Source organism: Streptomyces albicerus (assembly GCF_008905045.1).
Taxonomy (GTDB): Bacteria; Actinomycetota; Actinomycetes; order Streptomycetales; family Streptomycetaceae; genus Streptomyces; species Streptomyces albicerus.
Genome location: NZ_VWMY01000137.1, coordinates 1 through 12,887 on the forward strand (window position 1 = coordinate 1; position 12,887 = coordinate 12,887).

Here is a 12,887-nt window from a genome sequence, read left to right on the forward strand (position 1 = left end):
CTCGCCGGGGCGCTGGTGGAGCTGGCCGGGGCGGGTGCTCCGGCGGCCGCGCTGGCGGCGGGCGGTGACGTGGCACGCCGGGTACGGCGGCTAATGGACCCACACCGGCCGCTGCGCCGGGCCGTGGTGTGGGCCGGGGCGCTGGCGGCGGTGACGGTGCTCGCGCTGCCCGTGGTGCTGGCGGTCGAGCCCGCGGTGGCGTCGATCGGCATGAACGCCTGCCCGCTGATGGACGCGCCGGGGACCGCGGACCCGGGCGCTGTCTGACCCAGCGGCGAACCCGGCTTCGGCAAGGTGCTGCTCGTCAAGCTCGTCCTGGTCGCCACGGTCTGCGCGCTCGCGCTGGCCGCCCGCCGCCGGATGGCGCACGCGGCGCCCCGCACGCTGGTACGCGTCGAGGCGTCGGCGCTGGTCGCGGTGCTGGCGGTGACGGCCTGGCTGTCGGTCACCCGCCCGCCCCGGGACGCGAACGCCACGCTGCCGTTCGCGCCGCCGACCTCCGGCGCCGCGATCACCGTGGGCGGCCGGGCCGACGCCACCGGCCGCGCGCGGACCGTGGCCCTGCGCGGCTGCGGCGACGGCTGCTTCTACGCGCCCGTGGCCTGGAAGACGGGTGCCAACCTGCTGACCGTGCGCGCCACGGCCCAGGGGTGGGGCGGTGGCAAGGAGACCCTGCGAGTGATGTGGCCCGCCCGACCGGACACCGGCCAACTCGCCCGCACCGTCACGGCGATGCGCGCGGTGAAGAATTTCACGCTGCACGAGCAGGTCGCCAGCGACACCGCAGGTGCCGCCATCGCGCCGACCCGGCTGGAGCTGTCCGGCGATCGCTTCGTGGACTCCGAGCCGTACGCGCGGGGCAAGGCCACCCAGACGTCACGGTTCACCGACGCCGAGGGCCACACCGTGCTGGCCCTGGGGTACCCGGGCGAACGGCTCGCGCTGGAGCTCACGCTGGACGAGCAAGATCGGGTCGTGCGGGAGACCCTGGTCGCCCCCAACCACCTGATCCGCCGCTCCTTCACCTACCCGGAAGCCGGCGAATGAAATGACGCGGCGGCAGCGGACCGGCTTTGTGGTGCTGGGCTTGTTGATCGCCCTGGCCGCGGTGCTGGGCGCGGCGTGCCTGTACACGCATGGGCACGCCATGCCGGTCGCCGCCATGCCGTCCGCCGCCTACCACGAGCCGGAGGGCGGCCATCACGAGCACGCCTGCGTCTCCCCCGGCCATGAGCAGTGTGGCGCCAAGACCGCAGTGGACACTCCCACGACCGGCCCCGGACCATACCCGCACCCTGAGGGCCTGCCCGTCCTGGCGGACGCCCAGCCGGCCCCGGCCATCGCACAGGCCACGGCGTACGGGGCCGCCTCGCGCCCGCCGAACCTGTACGTCCTTCAAGTACTGCGGAACCAGACCGGATGCCGCCCTTCCTCCAACACCGGCATCCGTCAACTTCCGCTGTACGCAAAGGACTTCCCATGGGTTCCGCCAACTCCAAGAACAAGGCCGCGGCCCGCCGCGCCCGCATAGGAGAACAGCGCCGCGCCGAACGGGCCCGCGAACGCCGCAACCGGATCATCACCATCGCCGCGAGCACGGTGATCCTTGTCGGGGTGGTGGGCGGCGGCTGGTACCTGGTCGACACCGCCAACGACAAGGAGCAGGCCAAGGCCGCGCCGGTCTCCGGCGAAAAGACCTGGTCGAAGCTGAGCCAGAACCACGTCGACAATGACGGTGACCTACCCCATGACACCCGCCGCCGACGGCGACCACGCCCCGGCCTGGCAGGACTGCATCGGCAACGTGTACGACAAGGAGATACGCCAGGAGAACGCCGTGCACTCCCTCGCACACGGCGCGGTCTGGGTCACCTACAACGACAAGGCCGACACTGTGGACACCAAGACGCTGGCCGCCAAGGTCACCAAGACCCCGTACACACTGATGAGCCCCTACCAGGACGAGCCGTCGCCGATCACGCTCGTGGACGAGACGAGCGTGGACGAGCGGCTGTGGCCGTCGAGCTAGCGCGGCCGCGCCCGACAGGGCCGACAGGGCGGAGGTCGCGCGCTTGGCCGAGAGTATCGTCCAAGGCCAGGAGTCGGAGATGAAGCTCATGGCGGACATGTTCACCGAGCGCGGCGCCGCGAGGTGACCGCCGCCGCGCTCCCGGCTCAAGGCGCCTCGACCGCAGACAGGTGAGGAGAGCGATGGCACACCCCCAGACCTCGTCCGGTGCGCTGGGTCGCGCCCGGTGGCTGCCGCAGGTTCGGCTGGGCTGGGAGACGCGGAACACCCGCTGGTGGTGGCTGGGCGCGGCCGGCGCCGTCGTGGTGGCGGCCGGGGCGGCGATGGCGGTGTGGGGGATGTTCCCCGTCGACCTGCACGAGCCGTCACACCGCGCCGGGATCATGGCGCCGACCTGCGGGCTCACCCGCTCTGTCGTGGCGGTCTTCCGCGGTGATATGGCGCTGGCCTGGCGCTACAACCCGGCCGGGCTCCTGGTCGCCGCGGTATCCGTCGCCGTCCTGGCCCGCCTGCTGGCGGGAGCCGTCGTAGAACGCGGGCCTGTGCTGCGCGTGCGCCCCGGCCGCATCGGATGGATCGTCCTCGGCCTGGCCCTGGTAGCGCTGGAGGTCCGCCAGCAGGGCCAGGCGGACCTGCTGATGACCACGGGGCTGCGCTGACCGGGAGTGCGTAACTGGTCACCGGCCCCGTTTCATGGCTGTCTCCGTCTGACCGGGCGCCCCGCGGGGGTGCCCCCTATGGGTTTCGTCAACCCGTGGGGCGGGTTGGAAGTCGAAGAAGGTGCCGTCGCGGAGCATCGCGAAGAGGACGGCAGGGAGCGAACGGAACACGTACCCGCAGCGTCTGAGGTGCATGAAAGTATCGCGCCAGGCCGCCGTCCTGCTCCTGAGCGCCGGGCTGTTGCTCTCCGGCTGCTCGTCCTCGTCCGACAACCCGGGCGACGAGGGGGACCCCGGACCCACTCTGCCTGCCCGCACCGTCGCGAAGGACAAGTGGCAGGAAGGGCCAGCCGAGCCCAAGCTGCACAAGCCGTATCCATACGACATCCATACGCACTGCGGGGTCAAGTGGGTGAAGTTCGGCGGGCGTTGGTGGGTCCTCGACGCCGTGTTTCCCGGTGTCGAGCAGGTCGAGGGGGAGCCGCCCTCGCAGGACAGCCAGCGGCTCGCCGGCTACATGACCCTGATCGGCCCGGACACCGCCAACTTCGACGCCGCCGGGATGCCCACGATGCAATTCGTACCAGCCGAGGACGAACCGCCGGGCTGCGCCTAGGTTGTATGGCGGATCTTGCCAAGGGGGCGGCTGAGTGGTCTCACTGCCGGATCGCTGTCCCCAGGATGTGCAAAACGTTCGGGATGAGCATGGACGGGGAGAAGCCGAACCGCTCGATGTGGGTGATGGCGAATCCGGCGGCCTGGATGGCGGCTTCGGTGTCGCGGTTGGGGTGGCAGCCTCCCCCGGCCCGTCGCCACAGCGGGGTGATGGCGTCCTCGAGCCGCCCTGCCCACGGGCGGGGCGAGCGCACATGCTCGTAGAAGCGCAGCTCGCCGCCGGGCCGCAGTACCCGGGCGATCTCCGCGAGCGCGCGGGCCTGGTCGCCGACCGTGCAGAGCACCAGGGAGGCGATGACCGCGTCGAACTCGCCGTCCTTGCCGGGCAGTTGTCCGGCCTCACCGGCGACGACCGTCACCCGCACCGGCGCGGAGGCGGCGGCCTTCTCGGCGGCCGTGCGCAGGGTGTCGTCGGGTTCGAGGGCGACGACCTCCTCGACGGTGTCCGGGTAGTGCCGGAAGTTGCGGCCCTGGCCGGCCCCGACTTCCAGAACGCGTCCGGTCAGCCCGTCGAGCAGGCGGTGGCGGTGTTCGGTGCCGCCGCGCCGGTCGGCTACGGCGGCCATCTTCAGGTACTGGCGCGCGAAGCGCGGGTGCTGCAGTTCCTTGCGTCCGATGGCCATCACCTGGCCTCCTTCATGACTGCTGCTTCTCTGCTGCGATCCCTTCAATGATGGGGAGGAATCCCCGGTAGGTCAGCGGGCCGATGGAGTACGCGGCCACCTTTCCCGTGCCATCCAGCACATATGTGGTGGGCACGGCCCGGGGAGCCAGCTGCTTGAAGCCCAGCAGCACCCGGCTGTCCGGGTCGAAAATGCTCGGGTAGCCGATTCCGTAGTTCCGCTCGAAGGCCACGGCCGCACTCTTGCTGTCGCGGATGTCGACCCCGAGGAACCTCACCCCCAGCACTCCGGTGTCCTTGGCGAGACGGACTAGTTCCGGGGCCTCCTTGCGGCATGGTGCGCACCAGGAGCCCCAGACGTTGATGACCACAACGCTGCCGCGCATCCGCGTGATGTCGGCTTCGTTCCCGTTCAATGTGGTGCCCGTGAGGGTGGGCGTGAGGGTGCGCTCTGTGGGCTTGAGGTAGTGCGAGGAGCTTCCCTTGGCCGCCCCGAGGGCCGTGGCGTCGCCGTTCTTGTCCTGGCCTTGGAGGCTGCCGCAGGCGGTCAGCGTCCCGGCGGCCAGGGCCAGCACCCCGGTCAGGGCGGTGCGCCGCGACGTTCCCTCAGCGCAGGGGACGGCCCGCCGCGGCCAGGTGGCAGGCGTGTTCACAGCGGGTCCTCCTTGTCGAGCGGCACGGCGGCCCGAGGGGCCAGGTCCGCTTCGTGGCGCAGCAGTTGGACTTCTTCGCGCAGGCGCTGGATCTCGTCGTCCGTCTCCGCCGACGTAGCGGGTGGCGGTTGCGCGCTCATGTGGCAGGAGCCGCCGCGGCGCATCGGGCGGATGCAGAAGACGTACGTCAGCGCGGCCGCCGCCACGGTCAACAGCAGCGGCAGGACATACGCGGTCACGGCGTGCGCTCCCGCTCCGGTGCGCCGGACCGGGGCGTGACCTGGGTGCGCAGGCCGTCGATCTCCTTGCGCAGGGCGGCCAGTTCCTGCTCGCGCGGGTCGGCACCGGCCGGTGGCGTGGTGGTGTTGCGGCCGGACCGCATCATGAACCACATCATGAGCCCCATGCCGACCGGGCAGGCCAGGGCGGGCAGGGCATAGAGGAACTGACTCATGGTGAACTCCTGTCAGAGGTACGGGAAGCGGAAGGTTCCGCGCTGTTGAGGGCGCGGCGCAGGCGGCGCTCGGACAGCCGCCCGGAGCCGAAGGGCCGGCCATCGAGCAGGACGCCGGGGGCGAAGAACACGCCGGCCTCGACGGCGAGGCGTCGACCCTCGTCGCTGCCGAGGTCGATCTCGGTGATGGTCAGGGGGCGGTCGGCACCGACCTCGGCCAGGACTTCCTTGGCGTGCGCGCACCGCGCGCAGTCGGCCTGGGTGAGCAGCGTGGTCTCGCGGGCTGCCCAGCAGGGCTGGCAGGTCAGCCCTTCCTGGAAGTACAGCAGGACGGTCTTGCCCTTCCACGCGGGCAGGCTCGTCGTTCCGCCCGCGCTGGAGGCCAGGGGGAAGCCGGGCGCGGTCGTGCCGATGCCGGGGCTGCCCACGTCGTAGCCGACCGCCTTCGACTGCGCGAAGCGGCCGAAGAACGACGCCGGCAGCGTCGTCCCGAAGAGCACATCGCCCATGGACCGGCCTTTCCGGCACCCCGGAATTCGACATTCCGAGATCACCTATGCACCTTAGGACCTAAGCTACATAGGAGATAGAGTTCGTGTCGACCCGCCTCCCCCGTCGCGGCCCTCGCCCCCCGGGCCGAACCTCCAGGAAAGGCGCCGCCTTGTCCGCCGACATCGCCCAGACCATCAGCTCGGGTTCCCTGCTGCTGGCCGCCCCGATCGCCCTGGCCGCCGGGGCGATCACCGTTGCCTCGCCGTGCTGCCTGCCGCTCGCACCCGGCTATCTCTCGTACGCCACCGGCATGGCGGGCGCCGACGCACAGGCCACGCAGGCCGACGGGCGGATACGACGCCGGGCCCTGCTCGGCACGACACTCTTCGTGGGCGGCTTCGCGGCCCTCTTCACCGCGTACGGAGCGCTGTTCGGGTCCCTGGGCAATGTGCTGTTCGCGCAGCAGGAGACCGTGACGCGGGTGCTGGGGGTGCTCACCATTGCGCTCGGGCTGATGTTCATGGGCGTCCTGGACCGCGTCCCGCTGCTGTCGCGTACCCTCAAGCCGCGTTTCACGCCGCGGGCCGGGCTGGCGAGCGCCCCACTGCTCGGCGTGATGTTCGGGCTCGGCTGGACCCCGTGCATCGGCCCCACCCTGGCCGCCGTCCTCTCGCTGTCGATGACCACCGGCTCGGCAGGCCGGGGCGCCCTGCTGTCCTTCCTGTACGCGATGGGCATCGGCATCCCCTTCCTGCTCCTGACCCTCGCGCTCGGCAAGTCGCTGCGCGCCTTCGACTACACCCGCCGCCACACCCGCGCCGTCATGGCCGTCGGCGGCGGCCTCCTCGTCCTCGTCGGCATACTCCAGGTCACCGGCGTCTGGACCTGGATGATCGGCGAGCTGCGCTACTGGATCGGCAGCTACCAGCTCCCGCTCTGACCTCCCGTCACGTTCAACTCCTACGGAAAGCTACCCGCATGAAGCCCCGCCTCCGCCCCGTCACCGCCGTCACCGCCGCGCTCCTCGCGGCCGCACTGACCGCCTGCTCCTCCGGCTCCGACGAGGAGGCAAAGAGTTCCAGCTCCAGCGACCTGGCCGTCAGTCACGTGCACGGTCTCGGCATCGACCCGGCCGACGGACGCCTGTACGTCGCCACCCACGAGGGCGTCATCGCCGTGACGGCGGACGGCAAACCGAAGCGGGTCGGCGACCAGGCCGACTACATGGGCTTCACCGTGATCGGCGCCAAGACCTTCCTCGGCAGCGGCCACCCGGCCCAGGGCAGCGGCGGCGATGCCAACCGCGGCCTGATCGAGTCCACCGACGCCGGCAAGACCTGGAAGACCCTTTCCCTGGGCGGCAAGACCGACTTCCACGCCCTGAAGTACGCGCACAACACCGTCTACGGCTACGACAGCACCAGCGGCGTCCTGCGTGTCAGCAAGAACCGCACCACCTGGGACGCCCGCGCCCAGCTGGCCGCCCTTGACATCGCCGTCAGCCCGAAGAACCCCGACACCGTGCTCGCCACCACCGAGGACGGCATCGCCCGAAGCGGCGACGGAGGCAAGACCTTCGCCGCCGGCTCCGCCCCCGTGATGGCCTTCCTGTCCTGGCCCGAGACCGACGCCCTGTACGGCATCGACACCGCCGGCGGCCTGCACCGCAGCACCGACGGCGGTACCACCTGGCACAAAACCGGCACCGCGCCCGGCGGCCGGCCCCAGGCCATGACCGCCGTCGATGCCGACCGCATCCTCGCGGCCACCCGGAACGGGGTGTACGAATCCCGCGACGGCGGCAAGACCTTCACCGAGCGGCTGCCCATATCCGCAGCCGAGGGGCACTGAACGCGCAGCGCCCGACACTCGGTTCAGCGGCCCGACCGGGACGCCCCTGGCCCCGCGCGGGATGCCGGCCAGCCCCGCCCCCACAGGCGACGCAGAACGCCAGCGGCCGGTGATGTCAAAAGACCGACGCTTCGGCGCCGACGTCGACCGTCGACGCGCTCGCCGAGGACTGCCGGCTGCGCGAAGTCCACGCCTTGGAGGAGGGCGAACTCCCGCGCCGCCGCTGGCGGATCGCCCAGGTCAAGGACTGACGACACCCCTGGAACCGTGGCCCCCGCACTGTGGCGGGCATCAGCTCGGCGGACGCAATCCGGCCAGCGTGACCGCGGCAAGTCGGCGCACCGCGGCTTCGGAGGACAGGTTGCCGGCTGCGCCGAGGGCGTGTAGGCAGTAGCGCGCGAGTTCCCCGGGCGGAATGTCATCGCGCAGGCCGCCGGTTTCGGCGACCTCCGTCAGCAGACCTTGGAACAGGGCGCTGAGCTGCTGCTGCGCGTGGGCGACGTGTTCGGGACGATGCAGCAGGGCCGCGATTTCTTCGGTGCCGTGACGCCCACGGTGGTAGCAGATGAACGCGTAGTGCTCGACAACCGCCTCAAGCCGCTCGCCCGCGTCACCCGGCCGATCCCGGAGCTCGGCGAGCTGCTCCAGGTGACTGGTGACGTGACGCTCGTGCTGGGCGACCAGGATCGCCTCGACGTCCGGGAAGTACTTGTACAGCGTCGCCCGCCCGATGCCGGACTTCTCGGCGATCTGCGTCATCGTCACCGACATCAGCCCGCGCTCGGCCACCAGCGCCCAGGTGGTTTCCAGGATCGCCTCGCGCACCGCGTGGCGGTGCGCCTCGATCGTCTCGTTCCACAGCTTCGGCACCCGCGCAGTATACGTGACGATATTGTCGTGACACTCTGACCTGCTGTAGACACAACGTCTCGTAAACTCTCCTTCCGTTCGGGAATCCTGCCGCCCAGTGCACACCGGAGGACACTCATGGCCGACCCGCTCCGCCACCCCGCCACCGGCGACAACACCGGCGTGGGACCCGACCGCGGATCACCCCTCAGCACACCGCCCAGGGCACCACGCTGGGTCAAGGCGTCCGCGATCACCGTCGGCGTCCTGATCCTGCTGGTGGTGATCATGAAACTCACCGGCCTCGGCGGGAACCACGGCCCTGGCCGACACATGGGGGCCGGTGACCCGACGTCGGTCGGCGTCACAGAAATCCAGGCCGCACCCGGCGGCGACTCGGGCGACCGCACGCTGCTGGAAGGCAGCTACTGATGATCATGCCGCCCCGCCTCCGCAAGACCGTACTCACCGCACACGTCGCCACCTCGGTCGGCTGGCTCGGCGCGGTCATGGCCTACCTCGCCCTCGACGTCACCGCTGCGACCAGCCAGGACATACCGACGGTACGAGGCGCCTACGCCGCGATGGAGGTGACCGTTCTGTATGCCATCGTCCCGCTGGCCCTCGCCTCGGTGCTCATCGGGATCGTCAACGCACTGGGCACCCCGTGGGGCCTGTTCCGGCACTACTGGGTACTGGTGAAACTCCTGCTCACCGTCCTCGCCGCCACCGTCCTGCTGATCGAGACCCAGACCGTGAGCCACCTGGCCGAGCAGGCTGCATCCAGCGCCGATCCCCGCGAACTGCCCGGCACACTGCCCCACTCCATCGGCGGCCTGGTGGTACTGCTCATCACCCTGATCCTGTCGATGTTCAAGCCCCGAGGCATGACCCGGTACGGATGGCGCAAGCAGGACGAACAACGGCGAAACCAGCACGCCCGGCCCACGGCGCCCGTCGGGTAGACGCAACGGCTCCAGCCAACTTCGACCGAGCCAACCGACCGATCCCGCACGACACCCACCCCGGCACAGCACCGGCTCCGAAACCAACACCCTGCACGGTTCCGGCGTCCCTCGGTAACCGGCCCCGATGCCACTGCCGAGCCGACCGGCATCTACTGGCGGAGCCGACCATAAGGAGGGATCCGTAAAAAACGTCGCACCCGCTCCTAGAAGCCGTACTGCACCTGGCGCTGGCCACCCCTGACATCCTGGGCGCCCTGCGCGCCGACCCGAGCGGCCAGGCCGCCACGCGCCTGCGCCTCCGGGCACTCGCTGACGCCGACGAGATCACGGCGGCAGCCTGCGGCGAGTACCGCGCCTATCTCACATGTTCCGCCTCGAACGCGTCCTCCGAGGAGACCACACCGCACCAACCCGCCGGCTCCGGCCTGGTGGCCGCACTTGCGGTGCTCACGCCACCGGTGGCCGCCTCGTCCGCCGCTGTCCTGCTCATCCTCGGCTACATGCTCCAGCTGACCGGCGTTCGGGGCACACTGCCCGGCTCACTCATAGCCGTCGGCTGGATCCTCTCTCGTCGCAGCCGTGAGCGCTCTCATCGCCCTTGCCACGCTGCTGGGCACGGCGATACGCGGGCGCGGCGGCTCCGTGACCCCCGCCGCCCGGCTGGAGCAGGCCGACTGGACTGGCAGCAGGCCCGGCTAGAGCGCGGCATGCTGCCCCACCTGCGCCGGGCAATCAGCGAGGATCCATCCCTTCACCCCCATCCGCCCACGACACCGTCCCCCGCCACCCCCACCACCGACTCCAAGAGCAGCCCCCCGCTCACCGGCTAGCAGCCGTGCCGGTCCGGACGGACGAGCGAGCGCGCGAGCGGACAGTCCCGGACAGTTCCCTCAACATCATCAAACCCGAAGGAGAAGCACTCTCATGTCGGTCAACATGGCCAAGGGCCAGCAGATCAGCCTGAGCAAGGCCGACGGCAGCGCCCTGAGCTCCGTGCGGATGGGCCTGGGCTGGCAGGCCGCGCCCCGCAAAGGCTTCCTCGCCAAGCTCACCGGAGGCGGAATCGACCTGGACGCCTCAGCCGTACTCTTCACCGCCGGACAGCAGGTCGACGTTGTCTACTTCCAACACCTGGTCAGCGATGACGGCTCCGTCCGGCACACCGGCGACAACCTCACCGGCGGGGCCGGCGCCGGAGGTGACGACGAAGCCGTCCTCGTCGACCTGGCCAGCGTCCCCGCCCAGGTCGACCAGATCGTCTTCACGGTCAACTCCTTCACCGGCCAGACCTTCGCCGAAGTACAGAACGCGTTTTGCCGCCTGGTCGACGCCCAGCCTGCCCCAACCATCACCACGGTGACCGACACCACCCACTAGGCCGTGTTTGAGATGTTGATCAAGGTCGTGAAATGATCATGGAATGGCTCGGGGCGATCTGACGGACGACCAATGGCAGTGGCTGGAACCGCTGTTGCCGCCGATACCGAAGATGGGCCGACCGCCTCGGGACCGGCGGCAGGTCTTGGACGGGGTCTGGTGGAGGGCCCGGACTGGCTCGCCCTGGCGAGACGTGCCGGAGCGGTACGGACCGTGGGAGACCGCGTACACGCTCTTTAGGCGCTGGCAGATCTATGGCACCTGGGCGACGATTCTGAGGAAGCTGCAGACCAAGGCCGATGCGGCCGGGCACATCGAGTGGGAGGTGTCGGTCGACTCCACTGTCTGCCGGGCCCACCAGCATGCCGCCGGGGCCCGCAAAAAAGGCCTCACGATCCGGGCCGGACGCCTCCCGACGGCCTGGCGGCCGAACCGGACGACCATGCGCTCGGCCGCTCGCGCGGTGGCCTGACCACCAAGATTCACCTCGCCGTCGACGCGTCCTTCCACGTCCTGGCGGCGGTGGTCACCGCCGGGCAGCGGGCCGATGCCCCCGTGTTCACCGAGGTCATGGACCGCATTCGCGCCCCGCGGATCGGCGGTGGGCACCCGCGCACCCGGCCGGACCATGTGCTGGCCGACCGGGCCTACTCGTCCCGGCAGATCCGTGCATATCTGCGTCGGCGGCAGATTCCGCACACCATTCCGGAGAAGCGTGACCAGGCCAGACACCGTATGCGGCGCGGCACCGCCGGCGGACGACCACCCGGCTTCAACCGCGAGATGTACAAGCGCAGGCACAAAATCGAGTGCCGGATCGGCCTGCTGAAACAAGCCCGCGGTGTCGCGACCCGGTTCGACAAGCTGGCCGTCCGCTACGAGGCCACCGTCCAACTGACCCTGATACGCCAGGCGTTGTGAGCCCATCTCAAACACGGCCGAGCTCAGAATGCGTCGGCGCCAGCGCCGCGTTCTACGACGCCGTTCTCGCTCCGCTCGGCGGGGAGCGATTGATGGATCTCGGTGAGGTCATCTGCTATGACGCCGCTGAGCCGGCGGCGGCGGGGCGGGCGAGACGCACATGCCGTTCGCGGCCGACGAAGGAGTGATCGTAGTGCCACACCGGGTGCGACGCGCGTTCGTGCTCGACCTAACGGCAGCGATGCGCTGCCGGGAAAGTACTTGCCGGTTGGGAAACCCCACGCTACTTTCCTTGCAGGAAAGTACTGCGAGGAGGGCAAATGACTGACCAGGTACGGCCGGAAGAGGCCGCGCGCGCGCTCACCGAGATCGACCAGCGGCAGGAGCAGATCATCCGGATGGCCAGCCTTCCCCGCTGGTTCTGGGGGGCCATCGCCTTCCTGATGGTCGCGTTCGCAGCGGTCGTCGACACCACCCAAGGTGGTCTCGTCCAGGGGATGGCCACCGCCTTGTTCGTGGCCGGTGTGCTCACCACTGTTGGGTTGGTGGCGTTCCGCTCGGTTCGTAGCGCCCAGCCGCACAACAGCCTGTTCGGCCCCCGAATCATGGCCGCGGACCTAGCCTTCGCGGCCGTCATCGTCGGCGTATCGCTGGCGGACACGCTCATCCTGAAGGCGTCCGGGGTTTCGTACGCCGCGACCATTGGTGCCTCGATCACCGCCGTGATCCTTGTCGTCGGTGGACCGATGTACACGCGGTACCGTCAGGGCCTCATGCTCGCGAACCGGTCCGGGAGCCGACGGTGATCACGCCTAAGTTCGACGAGCTGATCCACGCACCCACCCGACTCTCGCTCGTCTCCCTGCTCGCGGCCACCGAGTGGGCGGACTTCCAGTTCCTGCGCGACAGCGCCGGCCTGTCGGACTCCGCCCTGTCGAAACAGCTCACGACGCTTGAGGGCGTCGGCTACATCGAGATCCGTAAGGGTTTCGTCGGAAAGCGGCCGCGCACGTCGGCGAGGCTCACCAGCGTCGGCCGGGCGGCCTTCGACCAGCACGTCGCGGCTCTGCAGGAGATCATCGCCAAGGCGGGCGCGTCAGTGCTCCCCTCGACCTGAGAGGCGCAAGGAAGGCGCCCTTGACGGCAACGGTGACGGCAACAGCGGCTCCAGCCACTGCCATTGGCCGCCCGTCAAATCACCCCGAGGCATTCCAGGATCGCTTAACGACCTTGATCAACATCTCAAACACGGCCTAGGCGGTGTCTTCAAATGATCTTGAGTGGTGGATCATGGTCGGGTGATACGTCGACATGAACTGTCGGATGCCGAATGGGAG

General features: G+C 69.9%; 18 protein-coding genes and 2 pseudogenes. 14 read left to right on the forward strand and 6 right to left on the reverse strand.

Translation table 11 applies throughout. The features are described from left to right. The 6 genes and pseudogenes from GAS53_RS55835 to GAS53_RS52820 all read left to right on the forward strand — a co-directional run. A pseudogene (locus GAS53_RS55835) lies at window positions 1-267 on the forward strand (hypothetical protein); the annotation flags it as partial. 27 nt (window positions 268-294) lie between these two features. Continuing rightward, entirely contained in the window at window positions 295-1,047 is a 753-nt protein-coding gene (locus tag GAS53_RS52800) for a hypothetical protein (RefSeq protein WP_151484961.1), read from the forward strand. Between the two features lies 1 nt (window position 1,048). Beyond that, window positions 1,049-1,531, forward strand: a complete 483-nt coding sequence (locus GAS53_RS52805) for a hypothetical protein (RefSeq protein ID WP_151484962.1) — start codon at window positions 1,049-1,051, stop codon at window positions 1,529-1,531. Between the two features lie 198 nt (window positions 1,532-1,729). Further along, window positions 1,730-2,029, forward strand: coding sequence for a DUF3105 domain-containing protein (locus GAS53_RS58210; protein WP_318724656.1), 300 nt, complete (start codon window positions 1,730-1,732; stop codon window positions 2,027-2,029). A gap of 182 nt (window positions 2,030-2,211) precedes the next feature. Beyond that, on the forward strand, window positions 2,212-2,688 hold the full coding sequence (locus tag GAS53_RS52815) for a DUF2752 domain-containing protein (protein ID WP_151484963.1): 477 nt from the start codon (window positions 2,212-2,214) through the stop codon (window positions 2,686-2,688). A 193-nt stretch (window positions 2,689-2,881) separates the two neighbouring features. Beyond that, entirely contained in the window at window positions 2,882-3,304 is a 423-nt protein-coding gene (locus tag GAS53_RS52820; RefSeq protein ID WP_151484964.1) for a hypothetical protein, read from the forward strand. Between the two features lie 40 nt (window positions 3,305-3,344). On the opposite strand, the gene GAS53_RS52825 is transcribed toward GAS53_RS52820, so the two are convergent. Genes GAS53_RS52825 through GAS53_RS57410 form a run of 5 tightly spaced genes read right to left on the reverse strand, consistent with a single transcriptional unit; the run spans window position 3,345 to window position 5,601 of the window. Beyond that, window positions 3,345-3,986, reverse strand: coding sequence for a class I SAM-dependent methyltransferase (locus tag GAS53_RS52825; protein ID WP_151484965.1), 642 nt, complete (start codon window positions 3,984-3,986; stop codon window positions 3,345-3,347). Between the two features lie 13 nt (window positions 3,987-3,999). Further along, window positions 4,000-4,638, reverse strand: coding sequence for a TlpA family protein disulfide reductase (locus GAS53_RS55840; protein WP_192583701.1), 639 nt, complete (start codon window positions 4,636-4,638; stop codon window positions 4,000-4,002). Continuing rightward, on the reverse strand, window positions 4,635-4,877 hold the full coding sequence (locus GAS53_RS55845; RefSeq protein WP_192583702.1) for a hypothetical protein: 243 nt from the start codon (window positions 4,875-4,877) through the stop codon (window positions 4,635-4,637). The genes GAS53_RS55840 and GAS53_RS55845 overlap by 4 nt, the downstream gene beginning before the upstream one ends. Beyond that, a complete protein-coding gene (locus tag GAS53_RS52835) occupies window positions 4,874-5,092 on the reverse strand; it encodes a hypothetical protein (RefSeq protein ID WP_151484967.1) in 219 nt (72 codons plus the stop codon). The genes GAS53_RS55845 and GAS53_RS52835 overlap by 4 nt, the downstream gene beginning before the upstream one ends. Continuing rightward, window positions 5,089-5,601, reverse strand: a complete 513-nt coding sequence (locus tag GAS53_RS57410; RefSeq protein WP_225859683.1) for a hypothetical protein — start codon at window positions 5,599-5,601, stop codon at window positions 5,089-5,091. The genes GAS53_RS52835 and GAS53_RS57410 overlap by 4 nt, the downstream gene beginning before the upstream one ends. Before the next feature lie 152 nt (window positions 5,602-5,753). Here GAS53_RS57410 and GAS53_RS52845 point away from each other — a divergent pair, with 152 nt between their 5' ends. Together GAS53_RS52845 and GAS53_RS52850 are read left to right on the forward strand one after the other, a co-directional pair. Continuing rightward, window positions 5,754-6,524, forward strand: coding sequence for a cytochrome c biogenesis CcdA family protein (locus GAS53_RS52845; protein WP_151484968.1), 771 nt, complete (start codon window positions 5,754-5,756; stop codon window positions 6,522-6,524). Between the two features lie 38 nt (window positions 6,525-6,562). After that, window positions 6,563-7,435, forward strand: a complete 873-nt coding sequence (locus tag GAS53_RS52850; protein WP_151484969.1) for a F510_1955 family glycosylhydrolase — start codon at window positions 6,563-6,565, stop codon at window positions 7,433-7,435. Window positions 7,436-7,726: 291 nt separating this feature from the next. Here GAS53_RS52850 and GAS53_RS52855 read toward each other — a convergent pair whose 3' ends face one another. Beyond that, the gene (locus GAS53_RS52855) at window positions 7,727-8,305 is read right to left on the reverse strand and encodes a TetR/AcrR family transcriptional regulator (RefSeq protein ID WP_151484970.1); all 579 of its coding nucleotides are present in this window, start codon (window positions 8,303-8,305) and stop codon (window positions 7,727-7,729) included. Between the two features lie 117 nt (window positions 8,306-8,422). Between GAS53_RS52855 and GAS53_RS52860 the strand changes: the two genes are divergently transcribed. The 6 genes and pseudogenes from GAS53_RS52860 (at window position 8,423) to GAS53_RS52890 (ending at window position 12,667) form a co-directional block, all read left to right on the forward strand. Next, window positions 8,423-8,716, forward strand: coding sequence for a hypothetical protein (locus GAS53_RS52860; RefSeq protein ID WP_151484971.1), 294 nt, complete (start codon window positions 8,423-8,425; stop codon window positions 8,714-8,716). After that, window positions 8,716-9,249, forward strand: a complete 534-nt coding sequence (locus tag GAS53_RS52865) for a DUF2269 domain-containing protein (RefSeq protein WP_192583703.1) — start codon at window positions 8,716-8,718, stop codon at window positions 9,247-9,249. The genes GAS53_RS52860 and GAS53_RS52865 overlap by 1 nt, the downstream gene beginning before the upstream one ends. Window positions 9,250-10,176: 927 nt before the next feature. Then, window positions 10,177-10,581: pseudogene (locus GAS53_RS52875) on the forward strand (TerD family protein); the annotation flags it as partial. Window positions 10,582-10,672: 91 nt separating this feature from the next. After that, window positions 10,673-11,550 (forward strand): IS5 family transposase gene (locus GAS53_RS52880; protein ID WP_225859684.1). Its coding sequence is split into 2 segments (ribosomal slippage): window positions 10,673-11,012 and window positions 11,012-11,550, totalling 879 coding nucleotides; the frame shifts between segments, so codons are not numbered across the junction. Window positions 11,551-11,870: 320 nt separating this feature from the next. Further along, window positions 11,871-12,356 carry a hypothetical protein gene (locus tag GAS53_RS52885; RefSeq protein WP_151484974.1) on the forward strand — a complete coding sequence of 162 codons (486 nt, stop codon included), beginning with the start codon at window positions 11,871-11,873 and terminating at the stop codon, window positions 12,354-12,356. Beyond that, window positions 12,353-12,667: a winged helix-turn-helix domain-containing protein gene (locus GAS53_RS52890; RefSeq protein WP_151484975.1), complete on the forward strand. Its 315-nt coding sequence runs from the start codon at window positions 12,353-12,355 to the stop codon at window positions 12,665-12,667. The genes GAS53_RS52885 and GAS53_RS52890 overlap by 4 nt, the downstream gene beginning before the upstream one ends. The last annotated feature ends 220 nt before the right edge of the window (window positions 12,668-12,887 follow it).